Source organism: Shimia sp. MIT910701 (assembly GCF_047126315.1).
Lineage (GTDB): Bacteria > Pseudomonadota > Alphaproteobacteria > Rhodobacterales > Rhodobacteraceae > Shimia.
In genome coordinates, this window is the sequence record NZ_CP138953.1 from 1,900,048 (window position 1) to 1,917,420 (window position 17,373).

General features: G+C 56.1%; 15 protein-coding genes. 1 reads left to right on the forward strand and 14 read right to left on the reverse strand.

The window, feature by feature from the left end:
- Positions 1–55: 55 nt before the first annotated feature.
- The 10 genes from SIB38_RS09030 to SIB38_RS09075 form a co-directional block, all read right to left on the reverse strand.
- Complete coding sequence (locus SIB38_RS09030; protein WP_412551846.1) at positions 56–1,288, reverse strand: NAD-dependent epimerase/dehydratase family protein; 1,233 nt, start codon at positions 1,286–1,288, stop codon at positions 56–58.
- Between the two features lie 202 nt (positions 1,289–1,490).
- Positions 1,491–2,609: a porin gene (locus tag SIB38_RS09035; RefSeq protein WP_294118292.1), complete on the reverse strand. Its 1,119-nt coding sequence runs from the start codon at positions 2,607–2,609 to the stop codon at positions 1,491–1,493.
- A 112-nt stretch (positions 2,610–2,721) separates the two neighbouring features.
- Complete coding sequence (locus SIB38_RS09040; protein ID WP_294118291.1) at positions 2,722–3,837, reverse strand: Gfo/Idh/MocA family protein; 1,116 nt, start codon at positions 3,835–3,837, stop codon at positions 2,722–2,724.
- Positions 3,838–3,845: 8 nt separating this feature from the next.
- Positions 3,846–4,901 (reverse strand): sugar phosphate isomerase/epimerase family protein, encoded by a 1,056-nt coding sequence (locus SIB38_RS09045; RefSeq protein WP_412551847.1) that lies wholly within the window; start codon positions 4,899–4,901, stop codon positions 3,846–3,848.
- Positions 4,901–6,031 carry a Gfo/Idh/MocA family protein gene (locus tag SIB38_RS09050; protein ID WP_294118289.1) on the reverse strand — a complete coding sequence of 377 codons (1,131 nt, stop codon included), beginning with the start codon at positions 6,029–6,031 and terminating at the stop codon, positions 4,901–4,903. Before SIB38_RS09050 ends, SIB38_RS09045 begins: the two co-directional genes overlap by 1 nt.
- A 2-nt stretch (positions 6,032–6,033) precedes the next feature.
- Positions 6,034–6,780 carry a sugar phosphate isomerase/epimerase family protein gene (locus SIB38_RS09055; RefSeq protein ID WP_294118288.1) on the reverse strand — a complete coding sequence of 249 codons (747 nt, stop codon included), beginning with the start codon at positions 6,778–6,780 and terminating at the stop codon, positions 6,034–6,036.
- A 21-nt stretch (positions 6,781–6,801) separates the two neighbouring features.
- Entirely contained in the window at positions 6,802–7,884 is a 1,083-nt protein-coding gene (locus SIB38_RS09060; protein WP_412551848.1) for an ABC transporter ATP-binding protein, read from the reverse strand.
- Positions 7,885–7,886: 2 nt separating this feature from the next.
- Positions 7,887–8,828: a carbohydrate ABC transporter permease gene (locus tag SIB38_RS09065; protein ID WP_412551849.1), complete on the reverse strand. Its 942-nt coding sequence runs from the start codon at positions 8,826–8,828 to the stop codon at positions 7,887–7,889.
- The gene (locus SIB38_RS09070; protein WP_294118284.1) at positions 8,821–9,678 is read right to left on the reverse strand and encodes a carbohydrate ABC transporter permease; all 858 of its coding nucleotides are present in this window, start codon (positions 9,676–9,678) and stop codon (positions 8,821–8,823) included. The genes SIB38_RS09065 and SIB38_RS09070 overlap by 8 nt, the downstream gene beginning before the upstream one ends.
- 186 nt (positions 9,679–9,864) lie before the next feature.
- Positions 9,865–11,094, reverse strand: coding sequence for an ABC transporter substrate-binding protein (locus SIB38_RS09075; protein WP_412551850.1), 1,230 nt, complete (start codon positions 11,092–11,094; stop codon positions 9,865–9,867).
- A 224-nt stretch (positions 11,095–11,318) separates the two neighbouring features.
- On the opposite strand from SIB38_RS09075, the gene SIB38_RS09080 reads away from it, so the two are divergent.
- Entirely contained in the window at positions 11,319–12,317 is a 999-nt protein-coding gene (locus SIB38_RS09080; protein ID WP_294118281.1) for a LacI family DNA-binding transcriptional regulator, read from the forward strand.
- A 10-nt stretch (positions 12,318–12,327) separates the two neighbouring features.
- On the opposite strand, the gene moaA is transcribed toward SIB38_RS09080, so the two are convergent.
- The 4 genes from moaA to glmU form a co-directional block, all read right to left on the reverse strand.
- A complete protein-coding gene (gene moaA / locus SIB38_RS09085) occupies positions 12,328–13,332 on the reverse strand; it encodes a GTP 3',8-cyclase MoaA (protein WP_412551851.1) in 1,005 nt (334 codons plus the stop codon).
- A gap of 104 nt (positions 13,333–13,436) precedes the next feature.
- On the reverse strand, positions 13,437–14,114 hold the full coding sequence (locus SIB38_RS09090; RefSeq protein ID WP_294118346.1) for a DNA alkylation repair protein: 678 nt from the start codon (positions 14,112–14,114) through the stop codon (positions 13,437–13,439).
- Positions 14,114–15,937 (reverse strand): glutamine--fructose-6-phosphate transaminase (isomerizing), encoded by a 1,824-nt coding sequence (gene glmS, locus SIB38_RS09095; protein WP_412551852.1) that lies wholly within the window; start codon positions 15,935–15,937, stop codon positions 14,114–14,116. The genes SIB38_RS09090 and glmS overlap by 1 nt, the downstream gene beginning before the upstream one ends.
- Positions 15,937–17,292, reverse strand: coding sequence for a bifunctional UDP-N-acetylglucosamine diphosphorylase/glucosamine-1-phosphate N-acetyltransferase GlmU (gene glmU / locus SIB38_RS09100; protein WP_294118275.1), 1,356 nt, complete (start codon positions 17,290–17,292; stop codon positions 15,937–15,939). The genes glmS and glmU overlap by 1 nt, the downstream gene beginning before the upstream one ends.
- Between the last annotated feature and the right edge of the window lie 81 nt (positions 17,293–17,373).

Below are 17,373 nucleotides of genomic sequence, written 5' to 3' on the forward strand. Positions count from 1 at the left end.
AAAAAAAGATCCGGCCCGACTGTTGTATCGGACCGGGATAGCGTTTGGAAAGTGTTTATGCGGCGGGCTGAGCTTGACCGGCAAGCAAAGCCGCTTCTGTCACCACACCAGCGTGCTGGTCTTTGGTCCAGATCGAAGCTGCTGCAACGGTGGTGCTGTCAAAGCGATCCGCGTAGCGCCCTGCAATCTCGACGGTTTCCTCCAGCAGCCCTTCTTCCAGAGTGGTTGGCTCAAGTCCCAACGCTATGAAACTTGCGTTGCTGACTCGAAGGTCGTTTTCCGCCGCTTCTTTGCGGGGGTTCTCGACCATGGCCACCTGCGCGCCGCTGATAGAGGCCACCAGGCGCGCCAGATCGCGAACCCGGTGGGTCTCTGTCATCTGGTTGCGTATTACAACGCGGTCGCCTTTGGCGGGCGGGTTTTCTATCGCCAAACGAATGCAGCGCACAGTGTCGCGAATGTGGATAAACGCGCGTGTTTGACCGCCGGTGCCGTGCACCGTCAGAGGGTGGCCAACCGCAGCCTGAACCAGGAAGCGGTTCAAAACCGTGCCGTAGTCACCGTCATAGTCAAACCGGTTGATCAGGCGCTCGTCCAGTTTGGTTTCGGGAGTTTGCGTGCCCCAAACAATGCCCTGGTGCAGGTCGGTCACTCGGATCTGGTCGTTCTTCGCGTAGAATTGGAAGAGCAGTTGGTCCATGGATTTGGTCATGTGGTAGACGCTACCCGGGTTGGTTGGGTAGAGGATCTCTCGCTGGTAGATGACGTTGTCATCGCCCGAGACCATGACTTTTTGGTAGCCTTCCGGAATTTCCAGGCCGTCGCCGTCGTAGCCGTAACCCCCCATGGTGCCGAGGTGCACTACATGTGTGTCCAGCCCCAGTGCCGCAATCGCGGCGAGCAGGTTGTGAGTGGCTTTGATGTTGTTGTCCACGGTGTAGCGTTTCTCGGTCAGACCGCGCATGGAGTAGGGAGCGGCACGTTGTTCGCCAAAGTGCACCACGGCTTCCGGTTTCAACTCGTCCAGTAGAGAGTGCAGAGCGTCAAAATGCTGGGCTGCGTCGATGTTTTCGAAACGGATGGTGTTGCCTGACACCTCTTCCCAAGTTGTCAGGCGATCTTCGATGGATGCGATTGGGGTTAGGCTTTGCGCGCCAAGGTCTTTGTCGATGCGGCGGCGGGACAGGTTGTCCACGATGGTCACGTTGTAGCCGCTGCGCGACAGGTGAAGCGAGGTTGGCCAGCCGCAGAAGCCGTCGCCGCCGATCACAATGATGTTCTTTTCCATGGTAGTTCCCTCCAAAATTATGTTTCGGTGTTGGAGAGATTTCGCGTTTCCCTTTTGGTTCTGTCGAAGTTCGCGCTTCATCTCTTGAACCAAAGATGGGGTATGTGAATAGACTTCACTTAAGAATTTGAGACAGGGTTTTCAGCAGATGCGCCAAAGTAGCACGACGCTTAAAATAGTGTCTCATCGGATGGGGTGGTTGCTAAAACGTCCAGCGGACGCCAGCGAGAAAGGCCATGCTGTCTTCATACTGTGCCGAAGAGTCAGTGTATTCGTATCTGCGAAGGAGCGCATAAAGATCGATCTTGGGTGATTTTATTTTTTGCACCACCGCGATCCCGTAGGAGCGGCTGGAACTGAAGGACACGGGAGATGAGCGGTTTTGATAGATGCTGTCGCCCTCGTAGATGTCAACGGAGATGGCGGTTTGCCCCAAGTCAAACCAGCGGCCAATGTAGCCGAGTTTGCCGTAGTAATAATGTGCGCCACTGCTCTCGTGTCCAGTTGCCATGGTGATGTTCCAGCCGCTGGGGCGATGCAAGATGGAGCCGGAGGCGATAAAAACGTTGGGACGCTCTTCTATCCAACGCAGCGCGCCGCCTGCACGGACACGAAAGTTGCCGTGATCCCCATCGTATCGCAGGGACGTGTCTGCATAGAGTTGATCGTCGTTATAGGAGAGGACCTCCTGTCCTGCAGCAACGACAAAGCGCCAGCCGTTCGTGATTGGCGCATCGTATCTCAGCCGCAGGCGGCGGGAACTGCCCATTGAGCGAAAGGCCTGTTTGATCCGTTTGTTGTCGGGGGTGTTTGCGCCTAGCGGAACCAGCAGTTGCCCTCCGGCGGCATCTTGCACCGGGGTTCCTGCAACTACAGTTGTAAGCGACAGGTCCAGACCGGTGATGCCGTCCGCGGACATGGCGCCCTGTCCGATGGTGAACCGGCCATAGGTGTCGTGCACGAAACCAACCTCAAGTTTGCGAAGTTGTGTGCGGTCAAACTCGTAGTCGTCGTCGTGTGGGTCGTTGCGGTTGACGACATTGGTTTCTTTCCATTTTAGTGCAATTTCACCGCGCGCGTGCAATCGCCAGCCGTCGCTGAGGGGCGTGTCATAGGTGGCGCCGATCCTGGAAACGGATTTTGAGTTGTCGACAAACCAATAGGTGTTGTTGGTTGGGCCATCATCATAGCTCAGCACACCGCGGTTTATTTGGCCATAGAACGTGACGCCCTGTGGAGGCGTGTCACTTTGTTGGGATACCGCGGGATTGGCGCCGCAGAACAGAGCCATAAGTCCAAGAGCTGTGATGTTTTTGTGCACGGGCCGCCCTCCTAGAGGTATCAGAAGGGATTGGGGGCTGCGTTTCAAGTATTTGCTGGACCGACTGGGCGCGAGCGCGTTGGTCCAGCAACAGAATACTGATTTCTTGTCACTAAAGTGCTTGCCATGCAGCGTTGCATTTGGACGACTGTTGGCAGGCGTGAATGAAGCGCATCCCCGCGAGGCCATCCTGTAGTCCCGGAATATCTCGAGCCGCACCATGCTCGCCTGACAATTCGCGAGCGATGTCGCGGTAGAGGGTGCCGAAGGCCTCCAAATAGCCCTCCGGGTGACCTCCCGGCGTACGTGACACGGCGTTTGCAACGTCATTTGCGCCTACACCGGCACGGGTAATACGTTGTTCGACACCGCCGATGGGTGTGAAGATCAACTGATTGGGATTTTCCTGCTCCCAAAACAGCCCGCCCTTGGTGCCGTGAATGCGCAGTTTCAGCCCGTTTTCTGTTCCAGTTGCCACCTGGCTGGCAAAAATGGAGCCGCGGGCACCGGAGGTGAAACGCAGCATGATGTTGGCATTGTCGTCCACCTGCCGCCCGTCGACAAAGCTGCTGAGGTCCGCGGCGAGATGGCTGGCCTGTTCGCCAACGACAAAGGTCGCCAAATGGTATGCGTGGGTGCCAATGTCGCCAATTGCGCCTGCGCCTCCGGTGCGCGCCGGGTCGGTGCGCCAGGCTGCCTGAACGTTGCCGGGATCTGCGGGGCGGGAGAGCCAGTCTTGCAGGTATTCTGCATGAACCAAACGGACGTCGCCCAATTCACCGGTTTCGACCATCGCTTTGGCTTGTCGGATGAGGGGGGACGCACTGTAGTTGTGGGTCAAGAAAAAGCGTGCGTCGTTCCCGCCGCAGTCCTGCGCAAAGGCTTCTGCCTGCGCCAGGTCGGTGGTGAGCGGTTTGTCACAAATGACGTGGATGCCGGAAGCCAAAAAGGCGCGTGCGATTGGCAGGTGCATATGGTTGGGGGTGACTATGGACACCGCGTCGATGCCGTCTTCGCGAGCGCTCTCAGCAGTTGCCATGTCTTCAAACGAGCCATAGCTGCGTTCCAGTCCTAAAGAGTCTGCGCTGCGCTGCGCTTTCTCGGGTGTTGAAGACAGACAGCCCGCCACCAAGTCCCAATGCCCGTCCAATCGGGCGGCCATGCGGTGCACGGCGCCAATAAAGGCGCCTTCGCCGCCGCCTACCATACCAAGTTTCAGCTTTTGCATCTCAACTCCTACAGACCAAGTAGCGCGCGCGTGTCATCGCGGCTCAATCCGCTGTCGGCGAAATCGTCAAACGCCTTTTCGGTCACGTTGATGATATGATCTGCGATGAAGGGCGCGCCTTCGGCGGCGCCCGTGGCGGCATCCTTCAGACAGCATTCCCATTCCAGAACAGCCCAGCTGTCGTAGCCGTATTGCGCCAGTTTGGAGAAGATGCCATTGAAGTCGACTTGACCATCACCAAGAGACCGGAAGCGCCCTGCGCGCTGCAACCAAGGCTGATAGCCGGAGTAAACGCCCTGACGGCCATCGGGGCGGAACTCGGCGTCTTTCACGTGATAAGCGGTGATCCGTTCGTGATAGATGTCGATGAAGGCGAGGTAGTCGAGTTGTTGCAGCAAGAAGTGACTGGGGTCGTAGTTGATGGTGCAGCGTTTGTGACCGTCTAATCGATCAAGCAGCATTTCAAAGGTTGCGCCGTCAAAAAGGTCTTCGCCGGGATGCAATTCTAACGCGATGTCTACACCGGCCTCCTCGTATGCGTTCATGATGGGCAGCCAACGTCGCGCGAGTTCGTCAAACGCTTCCTCAATCAATCCTGCCGGCCGCTGTGGCCAAGGATAGAGATAGGGAAAGGCCAGAGACCCGGAGAAGCTGACAGACGCGGTTAGTCCCAAGTTCTGAGAGGCCTTCGCCGCTTTAAGCAACTGGTCATGCGCCCACTCTTGGCGCGCTTTGCCATTGCCGTGCACTGCAGAAGGTGCAAACCCATCAAATTGTTTGTCGTATGCGGGGTGGACTGCAAGCAGTTGACCTTGGATGTGGGTTGAGAGTTCGGTGACTTCCAACCCGCGATCGGCCAACATGCCGGTGAGTTCGTCGCAATAGGTTTGCGACGAAGCCGCCGTGTCGAGATCAAAGAGCCGAAGGTCCCCAGAGGGTATCTGAAGCCCTTTGTAGCCTAGCCCCGACGCCCAATCCGCAATGGCTTCCAACGAGTTGAACGGTGCTTCGTCAGAGGCAAATTGCGCGAGGAACAGGCCAGGACCTTTGAGATTTGTGGGCATCAAGTTTCCTCCAGCTCCATGATCGCAAAAGCATCGTCCGCTCCGAACGGCGCTGGGCGGTCACAAGTGCTTTGGATCGCGACGGTCTGTCCGCTGTCGCCTGACTGTAAGATCGCGCCCATGACCTCGACCACATGGAGGGCCAACTCGTTGTTGCAGCGATGTTGACGTCCGTCCCGGATGGCGGCGGCCATATCTGCCAAGCCCGCGCCGCGGTAGTTGGCATTGTCGCCGTCATTGGGTTTGGAGAACGGGTGGCCGGAGGAAATCAGCGCTTCATCATCGTCGCTTCGGACAAGGCGGAGTTGGCCTCCGAAGAAGTTGGGGTCCGGCACATAGAGTGTGCCGTCGAGACCATAGATTTCCATGTTGTTGTGCTCATGGGATTTGACATCCCAGCTGGTGCCGTAGCTGATAATCGCCCCATTTGCGAACTTCAGGATCGAATGCACGGTTGTTGGTGTTTCCACAGGAATTTGTTCGCCGTTGCGTGGACCACAGCCGATGGTGCGGTGGCTGCGCGGTGTGCTGCTCATGGCCGTCACGCTTTCGACAGGTCCGAGCAACTGAACCAGATTGGTCACGTAGTAGGGGGCTAAGTCGAAAATTGGACCCGCTCCAGTTAGGAAGAAGAAATCCGGATTTGGATGCCAATGCTCCATACCGCCGCTCATCACGTGGATGGTGCCCGAGGTCACTTGGCCAATCTCGCCGTTGTCCAAAATCTCTCGCGCTTTTTGGTGGCTCCCGCCCATAAACGTGTCAGGTGCGGAGCCAATGCGCAGGTTGCGAGCTGCGGCCAGTTCAGAAAGCGTGGCGCCTTCTTGTGCGGTCAGCACAAAAGGCTTCTCGGAGTACACATGTTTGCCGGCTTTCAGAATTTCGCTCGATACCTCAAAATGCGCTGCCGGAATGGTCAGGTTGACCACAATTTCAATTTCCGGATCGGCCAGGAGTTCTTCAATGCTCAAGGCACGCAAGCCAAACTCGGCAGCCCGTGCCTCGGCGGCGTCCGGATTCAAGTCGGCGCAAGCGACAACTTTGTAGTCTTTGAAAAACTGTCCCATGCGCATGTAGGTGGTGGAGATGTTGCCGCATCCGATGATGCCAGCTTTCACTGCGGTTGCCATGATCAAATGTCCTTTAGGTTGGCCATAGAGACAGATGCAAAACGCACGGCATCGCTTGGATTGTCCTGTTCTGCGACCAGAATGGCGTTGGGGGCTTGATCGCGGATTTGACGGATCAATCCGGGCCAATCCATCACGCCTTCCCCAATGTCGGACCAGCCGTCTTCATCAAGGCCTTCTCCTTCCTTGGCGATGTCTTTGACGTGGATTGCGACAAGGCGGTCTGCGTGTTTGGCGACAATCGGCGCTGGGTCCAGGCCTGCTCGCGCCACCCAGCCAAGGTCGGCTTCCCAGCCGATGTCCGGCGCGGTTTCCAGGATAATATCCATTGGATAGCTGCCGTCCGGCAGCGCTTCATATTCGAAGTCGTGGTTGTGCCAGGAGAATGTCTTGCCAGCTGCGCGCACTTTTGCGCCGATCTCGGACAGTTCTTTGGCAAACGCTTGCCATCCGGCTTTGTCGGTGGGCCGTGCTTCGGCAACGAGATAGGGGACGATCACGTGTTTGATGCCGAAACTGTCCGCAAGCATCATGACTTCGTCAAAGTTGTCGCGTAGGTCGTCGATGCCAAAGTGGCCACTTGGCATGGTCAAGCCATTCGCAGACATGGCTTCAGCAAAAGCGTCCGGGTCGCCATAAACGCCACCGTAGCCCTCCACACTGGTGTAGCCGAGTTCGGCAAGATTTGAGAGAAAGGCTTCTTGGCTCGCGACATTGCGCGAGGAGTACAGTTGGAATGAAAAGCTCATGAAAGTCTCCAGAAATGAGCGTCAAAGACGGTTTTCAGTTGATTTGTCAAAGAGGGATCCTTGAGCGGGATCAAAGCCGATTTTGAGCGTATTGCCGGCTGCCACGGTGGCTTTTCCGCTCATGCGGAAGCGGAATGGCGTCCCTGCAAGTGTGGTATAGATCAGCGTGTCTGAGCCCATCGGCTCCACCAGTTCCACAGTGATTTCAGCAGTGAAGGGCTGTTGATTTACGTCTGTTCCAGTGATGACGGACTCTGGGCGGATGCCTAGCCAAGCCGGACGCGCCGTCAGCACGCCCTGCGAGGCGTCATATCCCGTGAGTGGGAAGTGCATGTCTGCGGACAGGAACTCACTACCGCCATCGGTAATGGAGCCCTCAAAGAAGTTGATCGTGGGAGATCCAATAAAGCCTGCCACATATTTGTTGGACGGACGGTTGTAGACTTCTGATGGGCTCGCGATCTGTTGCACAACACCACCGCGCATGATGGCAATACGATCGGCGAGGGTCATGGCCTCGACCTGATCGTGCGTCACATAGATCATCGTATTGTCGAGCTTCTGGTGCAGGAGCTTTAGTTCCACCCGCAAGTCCGCGCGAAGTTTGGCATCCAAGTTGGACAGCGGCTCGTCAAACAAGAACACGTCCACATCGCGTACCAAAGCTCGACCAATTGCAACCCGTTGGCGTTGCCCGCCGGACAAAGCGGCAGGCTTGCGCTTTAGCAATGGCTCGATTTGCAAGATTTCAGCGGCGCGGGCCACACGTTTGGCGATTTCCGGTTTTGGAACTTTGGCGTTTTTCAAACCAAACGACAGGTTTCCTTCTACCGACATCTGCGGGTAGAGCGCGTAGGATTGGAACACCATGCCGATGCCGCGCTCGGAAGGTTCTTCCCAGGTGACATTGCGGCCGCCGATATGGATTTCACCGTCCGTGATATCGAGCAGACCCGCGATGCAGTTCAGCAAAGTGGATTTGCCGCAGCCAGAAGCCCCAAGAAGTACCAGAAACTCTCCTTCCTGGATGTCGATGTTGAGTTTGTCCAAGACGCGCACGGCGCCAAACTCAAGGGTGAGATCTTTTACGTTAACGTTGGTCATAGTCAGCCCTTTACTGCGCCAGCCGCGATGCCGCGCACGAAGAGTTTGCCGGAGGCAAAGTAGATGATGAGAGGGACAAGGCCGGTGAGCATGGTTGCGGCCATGTTGACGTTGTATTCTTTGACGCCCTGCACCGAGTTCACGATGTTGTTGAGCTGCACCGTCATTGGATAAGTGTCGGGCTTTGTGAAGATCACGCCAAAGAGGAAATCATTCCAGATGCCAGTCACTTGTAGGATGATCGCCACAACAAAAATTGGCAGCGCCATTGGCAGCATGATCTGGAAGTAGATCTGCCAGAACCCTGCGCCGTCCACCCGTGCTGCCTTGAAAAGTTCTTCGGGCACCGAGGCGAAGTAGTTCCGGAACAGAAGGGTCAGGATCGGCATGCCAAAGATCGTGTGCACAATCACCAGCCCCCAGATGCTGCCCATCAGACGGATTTTGGTGCCGGTGATGGCGGAGAGGATGTCCCCGCTTTCCCGCAACAGGATCACAATGGGATAGATCATCACCTGATAGGGAATGAAGGCGCCAAAGATGAGGATTGTGAAAAACACCTCCGAGCCTTTGAACTTCCACAGCGACAGCGCGTAGCCGTTGACCGAGGCGATGGCGATGGAGATCAAAACGGATGGCACGAGGATTTGCACTGAATTCCAGAACCCGCGAGATAGGCCGTCACAGTTGATGCCGGTGCAGGCTTCTGCCCAGGCTTTAACCCAAGGCTCAAACGTGATTTCCACTGGCGGCGCAAACACGTTGCCCAAGCGTATTTCCGGCATGCCTTTCAGGGACGTCACAACCATCACGTATAGTGGCAGCAGGTAGTAGACCGAGGCCACAAACAAAGTGCCGTAGAGCATAATGTTGGTTGGGGTTAGGCGCTTGCGAGGTTTTTTTCCTCGTGGTGTTGCAGTGGCGTTTACGGTTGCATCAGTCACGGCGCTTGCCTCCGAATTCGAGATAGGCCCATGGGATCAGCACAACCAAAACCGAGAGCAGCATCATGGTGGAGGCTGCGAAGCCTTGGCCAAGGTTTTGAGCTTGGAACATTTTTTCTATGACGTATTTGGCGGGCACTTCTGAGGCGATGCCTGGTCCGCCGGAGGTCTGCGCCACGACGAGGTCGTAGACTTTGATGATCCCGGCGGCGATCAGCACCAGCGCGGTTACAAAGATCGGGCGCATCATCGGGATAATAATGAAGATGTAGGTCTTCCAAACCGGGATGCCTTCAACGCGAGAGGCTTTCCAGATGTCCTCGTCAATGCCGCGTAAGCCAGCTAGCAGGATCACCATGATGAAGCCTGAACCTTGCCAAATGCCTGCGATCAGGATGCCGTAGATGACGATGTCGGCATTGTTGAGCGGGTCAAATGTGAAGCCTTCCCAACCCCATTTTTGAATGACACCCTGGATACCAAACTGCGGGTTGAGGATCCATTGCCAAACAAGGCCTGTCACGATGAAAGACAGCGCGAAAGGATACAGAAAGATGGTACGGAAAACGCCTTCGCCGCGGATTTTGCGGTCTAGAAGGGCGGCCAATGTGAAGCCAATCACAAGGCTCAGCACTAGCGAGCAAATGCCGTAAATCGCGAGGTTTTCGATGGACACCAACCACCGACGGGTGCTCCAGAGGCGCTCATACTGGTCTAAGCCAACCCATTTGTCTGGCGCGGGCAGCAATTTGGATTTGGTGAAAGAGTGGTAGATCGTCCAGATCGTGCAACCAATGAAAACCACAAGTGCTGTGAAGATCATCGGGATTGAGGCGAGTTTCGCCGTCATGTTTTTGAAAAGGCGGTTTGGTCGCTTGGAGGTTGTCCTAGGGGACACCACTTGCGCACCATCAGTCACAGCCATGGCTCAGGTCTCCAGCCTAATGTGCCAAGAGGTTTGGCTTCATTAGGTCGTTTGGGGAAATTGGGGCAGCGGAGAGTGACGGAGCCCGAAGTTTCGGGCTCCGTGACCATCTTAATCCGCTTCGGCGATGATTTCGGCGTATTTCGCCTGAGCATCCGCTGCGGAGTAGGACGGATCATTCCAGAACTCGACCATCAGGTCTTCGATCTGGCCTGAGGTGTCGGCAGACAAGACCTGATCACCGGACTGCAGGATGTTGCCGCTTGCGAGGATCTCCAGACCCTTTTTCATGCAGTCGTTCGCAGAGGCGAGGTCAATATCGCCACGCACTGGCAGCGAGCCTTTCTTCAGGTTGAAGTTGACCTGAACTTCTGGGCTCAGAAGTAGCTTGGCCAGCTCTTTTTGCGCCGCTTCAATTTCAGGATCGTCCTGCTTCGGGAAGTAGAAGGCGTCACCGCCGGTGGAAATGATTTCATTCACACCCAGACCTGGCAGACAGGTGTAATCCTGGCCTGCAACTTGACCGGCAACTTGGAATTCACCCTGAGCCCAGTCCCCCATGACCTGTCCACCCGCTTGGCCAGTGATCACGAGGTTGGTGGCTTGGTTCCAATCTTGAACCTTGGAGTTCGCCGCCATAGCACGCGCTGCAGCTGCGGCTTCAAATACTTTGGCCATCTCGGGGCCCGCTGCGGCTTCGGCGTCTTTGTTGACGTTGATTTTGTTCCATAGATCTGGGCCACCCACAGCCACATTGATCACGCCAAAGGCGCCGGAGGATTGCCATGCTTGTTGCCCCATGGCGAGTGGGATTTTGCCGGCGGCTTCAAGCGCAGGGGCGGAAGCCACAAACTCGTCCCAATTCGAAGGTACGTCGATGCCTGCATCTGCATAGGCTTGGTGGCTCAGCCATATCCACTGCCAGGAGTGGATGTTCACTGGTGCGCAGTAGATTTTACCGTCCACTGTGCAGCTGTCGAGCAGTGACCCTGGATTTACGATGTCTTTCCAGCCCTCAGCTTTGGCCACATCGGTGAGGTCCAGCATCAGCCCAGCTTCGATCAGCTCCTCTGCCTGGCGCCCATGGTTCAGCTGCGTTGCGTGCATAGGGTCACCGCCAATGATGCGGCTGACAATGATTGGACGGGCTGTACCGCCGGAGCCTGCAATTGCGCCATCGACCCAGGTGTTACCCGTGGCGTCAAAAGCTTTGGCAAATTCAGCAACGGCAGCCGCTTCACCGCCAGAAGTCCACCAATGAGTGACTTCCAGTTCTGCGGCAGAAACGGCTCCAGCAGCGCAAAACGCAACTGCAGCAGTGGTAGCTTTGTAAAAGTTCATTCTTTCCTCCCTTTTTCGGCGCTATCGCCGTGTAATCGATTACATTTCCTCCCGAACATCTCTGCAGTCCAAGCGTCCTCTGCTAACAAAAGGAATGGCATTGACAGTGATGTGTAATCGATTACATAACGGTAGCCCCGCCGCGAGCGGTGAGTCAATAAATAATTCGAGTCGCAAAAATAATAATGAAAACCTCAAAGCCCAAAGTTGTTGATGTTGCCCGAATGGCAGGGGTGTCCACCGCAACTGTCAGCCGTGTTTTAAATGACCCCTCGGTTGTGTCAGAAGCGACCAGAGAGGCTGTGCTAAAAGCCGTTAAAGACACGGGATACCGGGTCAATCGCGCTGCAAGAAACCTAAGAACAAATACCTCTCGGACGGTTTTGGCACTGGTCCCAAACCTGTCCAACCCTTTCTTTTCGAACATCCTTTCTGGATTGGAGCGAGAGCTGAGTGCGGCGGACTACAGCCTGCTCGTGACGGACAGCGGCGACGTACAGTTAACGGCTGACCAGATTCAACGCTACATTGCAGCGGGGCAGGCGGATGGCTTGGTCATTCTGGATGGGAGCATCGATTTAAACGAGCTTCAAATGGTGCAATCAGCAGTGCCCCCAGTACCCATCGTTTTTGCCTGTGAGTGGGTGGAAGGTTTCTCTGGCCCGTCGGTGCGCGCCGACAATGAGGCGGGGATTCGCATGTTGGTGCAGCATCTTTGGCAGCAGGGTCATCGCAGGTTTGGTCATGTTGCTGGCCCGGACACCAACGTGCTTTCCCATCGTCGCCAGAATGCATTTGAACAAGCCGTTCAGGACTGCGGCGGAGAAATCCAGCATGGTTGGATGTTGCCGGGAGATTTTTCCATTGCGGCAGGCAAAGAGGCCGCTGCGCGTGTGGCGGCAATGCGCGATGGCCCAACCGCTTGGGTCTGCGCCAGTGATCAAATTGCTTTCGGCCTGATTGCCGGTTTGACAGAGGCCGGCATCAAGGTCCCAGACGATGTTTCTGTTACTGGGTTTGACAACATTGAAATGACCGAGGTGTTTAACCCACCGCTTACGACGATTCACCAGCATCGCAATAAGATGGGCAATGAAGCTGCGCGCTGTCTGTTGCAGCTTTTGCGGGGCGGACAACCCAGCCAAGCTGCTCCGACTGTCATGCCGGTGTATCTGGTGGATCGTCAAAGCACCGGGCCTGCGCGGGAAAAGGCACAAGCCTAGACAGTACGTTTTATCCGCCGGTGTGACTCATGTGGCGCGACATCTGCCCGTCCACAACTTGACGGGAATAGTCGAAATCGTGCCCCTTAGGTTTCAGCGAGATGGCGGCGCGAATGGCGTCCTCAAGCGCAGCGTCGCTTTCGCTGCCGCGCAAGGCCCCCCGCAGATCGGCCATGTCTTCTTGCCCCAAGCACATGAACAACTGGCCGGTGCAGGTCAGGCGCACGCGGTTACAGCTTTCACAGAAGTTATGGGTCATCGGGGTGATGAAGCCGATTTTCTGACCGGTTTCTTCGAGACGCACGTAGCGGGCAGGGCCGCCGGTGCGCTCGGCGAGATCGGTCAGGGTGTAGCGCTCTGCCAGTCGGCTGCGCAGATCATCTAGAGACCAATATTGGTCAATGCGGTCCTCATTGCCCAGATCGCCCATCGGCATCACCTCAATCCAGGTCATGTCCATGTCGCGCTCCGCGCACCACTCAGCCAAGGTGAAGAGCTCGTCCTCGTTAAATCCCTTAAGTGCCACCGCATTGAGCTTAATACGCAGGCCAGCTGCTTGGGCGGCATCAATGCCACGCATCACTTGTGCAAGACGCCCCCAGCGCGTTATGTCCGCAAACTTCTGTTCATCAATGGTGTCGAGAGAGATGTTCACTCGACGGACACCACAAGCATAAAGCTCTTCAGCGAAGCGCTCCAATTGAGACCCATTTGTTGTCAGAGTCAGCTCTTTCAGCGCACCGCTGTCCAGATGTCGCTTCATGCCTTTGAAGAAGGTCATGATGTCACGCCGTACCAATGGCTCACCACCGGTAATGCGCAGCTTTTCTACTCCCAGCCTGATGAAAGTGGAGCACATACGATCCAGCTCTTCGAGCGTCAGAAGTTCCTTTTTGGGGAGGAACGTCATGTTTTCCGCCATGCAATAGACACAACGGAAGTCGCATCTGTCTGTGACGGAAACACGCAGGTAAGACACTGCGCGGTGAAACGGATCGATCAAAGGTGCAGTCATACTGCATTGGTAGTGGTCAAAATCCAGATGGGCAAGGGCGCCTAAAGTTGTAGCCGCAAAACATCTTTGTGAACGTAGGTGCTCATGTCCGGACAACAATTTGGCTAGTCTAAGCGCTTACTGGCTTCCTTCACTGCAAATGGCTTCATGCCGTCGGCATGTTTGTTCAGAAAGGCGCGGACGCGCTCTGGGTCGTGTTTCGACAGATCGCGCAGCCACCAGCCAATCGCCTTTTGAATAAACCAAGTGTGATCAGTGACATAGCTTGCGGCCCAGCCCAGAATGCGGTCGCGGGCTTGCAGCTCCTCCGGCTTGGGGTGGTTTTGCTTTGTCCACGGCAAGGTGATGACCAAGGCTGCCCGGCGAGTCCACATGTGTTCGGAAGTGGTCCAGGTCTCAACTTGGTCCAGCCGCGTCGGATCGGCGACCACACGCTTTTGGCCTGCCATACAGGCGTGGTCCGCAATGGCCCAACTGTCAAAATCGGCGGTCCAACTGGCGATCAGTTCCCAAGCCGCTTCGTCCGGGCGTAGGCGAGCTTGGGTGAGGACTTTTGACGCAGCAAGGCGGGCTTCAAAAATGTTAGTTTGCCACAGGTTGGAGGCAAGCTGAACGCGCTGCTCTACGTTAAGCGTTTGACGCCAACTTTTGGTGATATCGTTGAGCGCAGGATTTGGGATGCCCAGAACCTGACGCGATTGTTTGTGATAGGCCGCCATGCCTTCGGCGCGCCCAGGTTCAATCAGCGCCTCAAGGGCGGTTAGGGCATCCTGAAGCTGCATCATTCCACCGTTACGGATTTGGCGAGATTGCGTGGTTGGTCCACGTCCGTGCCTTTGGCAACCGCCGTGTGATAGGCCAGCATTTGGGCCGGAACCGCGTAGAGGATCGGGGACAGAATATCAGACACCTGTGGCATCTGGATTGTGTCCCAGGTGCCTTCAGCCCCGTCCTTCAGGCCATGGCTGTCCGTAATGAGGAGCACTTTGCCCGCGCGGGCCATCACTTCTTGCATGTTGGAGATCGACTTGTCGTATAGCTCATCATGCGGGGCCAGGACCACCACAGGCACATGTTGGTCGATCAATGCAATCGGGCCGTGTTTAAGCTCGCCTGATGCGTAAGCTTCGGCGTGAATGTAGCTGATTTCTTTGAGTTTCAGTGCGCCTTCCAACGCGAGGGGGAACATACGGCCGCGACCCAAAAACAGGATGTCTCGCGCTTCTGCCAGCTTGGCTGCGACCTGTGCAATTTGAGTTTCGGAACTTAAGGCTTGGTTCACCAGTCCGGGCAATGCACGCAGGTCAGACAGATGCGCCTCTAGCGCCTCGGAGGTGAGGCGCCCGCGATCATTGGCCGCTTTCAGTGCAAGGACCAAAAGAACACTCAATTGGCAGGTGAAGGCTTTGGTCGAGGCCACGCCAATCTCTGCACCCGCTAGGATCGGCAGCGCCAAATCACTCTCGCGGGCAATGGAGCTTTCGGCTACGTTCACAACCGACACTATTTTCTCTGCTTTGCCAGCGCAGTAGCGCAACGCGGCAAGCGTGTCCGCGGTCTCACCAGACTGAGAGACAAACAGCGCAACGGTGCCTTCGGTGATCGGCGGTTCGCGGTAACGGAATTCGGAGGCCACGTCGACTTCTACGGGAATGCCTGCGATTTGTTCAAACCAGTATTTGGCGGTTAGACACGCGTAGGAGGCAGTGCCGCAAGCGACCATGACAAGTCGGTTAACCGTGGCGAAATCGATGTCACCACCGGGGAGAGTGATTTCGGTGCCGTTATTAGGCAGGTAGTGGCGAATGGCTTCACCCAGAACGGTGGGTTGCTCGGCAATTTCTTTGGCCATGAAATGCTTGTGCCCACCTTTGTCGACCTGAGTTTGATCGATGTTGATGGTCTTGCACTCACGCTGCACTTCGTTGCCGTTCAGGTCGCGGATGGTGAGGCTATTGCGCGTCACAACGGCGCTGTCGCCTTCCTCAAGGTAAGTGATGCGATCGGTGAGCGGGGAGAGCGCGATTGCATCCGATCCGACAAACATCTCGCCATCGCCGTGGCCGATGGCCAGCGGGGAGCCCTTGCGGGCTGCCACGATCAAATCTTCCTGGCCCTCGAACAGAAAAGCCAGCGCAAAGGCACCTTCTAATTGAGAGATGGTTTTGAGAGCTGAGTCAACAGGTTGTAGGCCGGATTGCATGTGGCTTTGCGCCATCAATGCAATGGTTTCAGTGTCGGTTTCGGTGACAAAGGAGATGCCTTTTTCTGCAAGCTCAGCGCGCAACTCGCGGAAATTCTCGACAATGCCGTTGTGTACCACGGCAACGGGCCCGGCTTGGTGCGGGTGCGCGTTTGTTACGCTGGGCGCGCCATGGGTGGCCCAGCGGGTGTGGCCGATACCGGACTTGCCGCGCAGTGGTTCATGCACCAGCAGGTCGGAGAGGTTCACAAGCTTGCCCACCGCGCGACGACGATCCAGAGTTCCGTCGTTCACGGTTGCGATGCCGGCGCTGTCATATCCGCGATACTCAAGCCGTTTTAGGGCTTCCACCAGAATAGGTGCGACTTCGTGGTTGCCAAGGACCCCAACAATTCCACACATTATTTGCTCTCCAATGCGCGTTTTTGTTTTTTCTTTTTTAAGATTTCGAACAACTTTCGCGCGACACCAGGTTTTGTCTGCTGCTCTGCGCGTGCGATGGCCAAAGCGGCCTCAGGGACGTCTTTGGTGATCACCGAACCGGAGCCAGTCATCGCTTCGTTGCCTACACTCACCGGAGCCACCAACATGGTGTTGGACCCGATGAAAGCGTTATCGCCAATGGTTGTGTGATGCTTCATCACGCCATCGTAGTTGCACGTAATGGTGCCCGCGCCAATGTTGGTGCTCGCACCTAAGGTGGCGTCGCCAATGTAGGACAGGTGATTGACCTTGGTTCCTTCGCCAACTTCGGCGTTTTTGATTTCTACAAAGTTACCGACATGCACGTTTTCGGAAAGTTCTGCGCCCGGACGTAGACGTGCATAGGGGCCAACGGTGGCGCCGCGCGAAACGTGGCACCCTTCCAGATGGGAGAAGGCACGAACGCGGGTGCCGGATTCGACAGTGACGCCTGGGCCAAAATAGACGTTTGGTTCAATGAGCGTGTCGCGACCGATCACGGTGTCAAAAGACAGCATCACCGTGTCCGGTTGCTGCAATGTGACACCCAGTTCCATCAATTCCTGACGGGCATTGGTCTGGAACACGGCTTCCGCTTCTGCCAAATGTGCCCGTGAGTTGATGCCAAGCGTTTCGCTTTCATCGCAAGAAACAGCTGTCACCCCAAGGCCACGTTTGCGGGCCAATCCCACTGCGTCTGTCAGGTAATATTCCCCTTGCGCGTTTTGCGGGGTGATCTCGTCAATCAGCGAAAACAATGTGGCGCGATCGGCCAACATCACACCGGAATTACAGAAGGTTACGGAACGTTCCTCATCAGACGCATCGGCAAACTCGACTATTTGGTCGAGCTGATCGCCTGACATGATAAGCCGACCGTATTTGCCTGGATCTGCTGCCTGAAAGCCGAGCACGACAACGGCATTTTCGGCTTTGGCCGCCACCATTTTTCCAAGTGTTTCCGCGCTGACAAATGGCGTGTCCCCAAAGAGGACAATCACATCGCCATCAAAGTCCTGGAGGGCGTCGCGGCAAACATCGACGGCATGCGCGGTGCCGTTTTGCTCTTTCTGCTCCACCACGACTACATCTTCGTCAAACTCTTTGGCAGCGGTTTGCACCGCGTCAAAGCCGTGACCGGCCACAACCACGGTTCGGGTTGGCGACAAGGCGGCGCCCGCTTGCATGGCATGGACCAGCATCGGCGCGTTTGCGATTGGATGAAGAACCTTCGGCAGGTCAGAGTTCATCCGTGTGCCTTTGCCTGCGGCGAGGATGACAAGTGCGATGCTCATCTGATTTCTCTTTTATTTCGATTGTGCCCGTTTTATCCGAGTGCAGGAAGGGTGCAAGGCCAAGGGCCATCAATTCAGGTT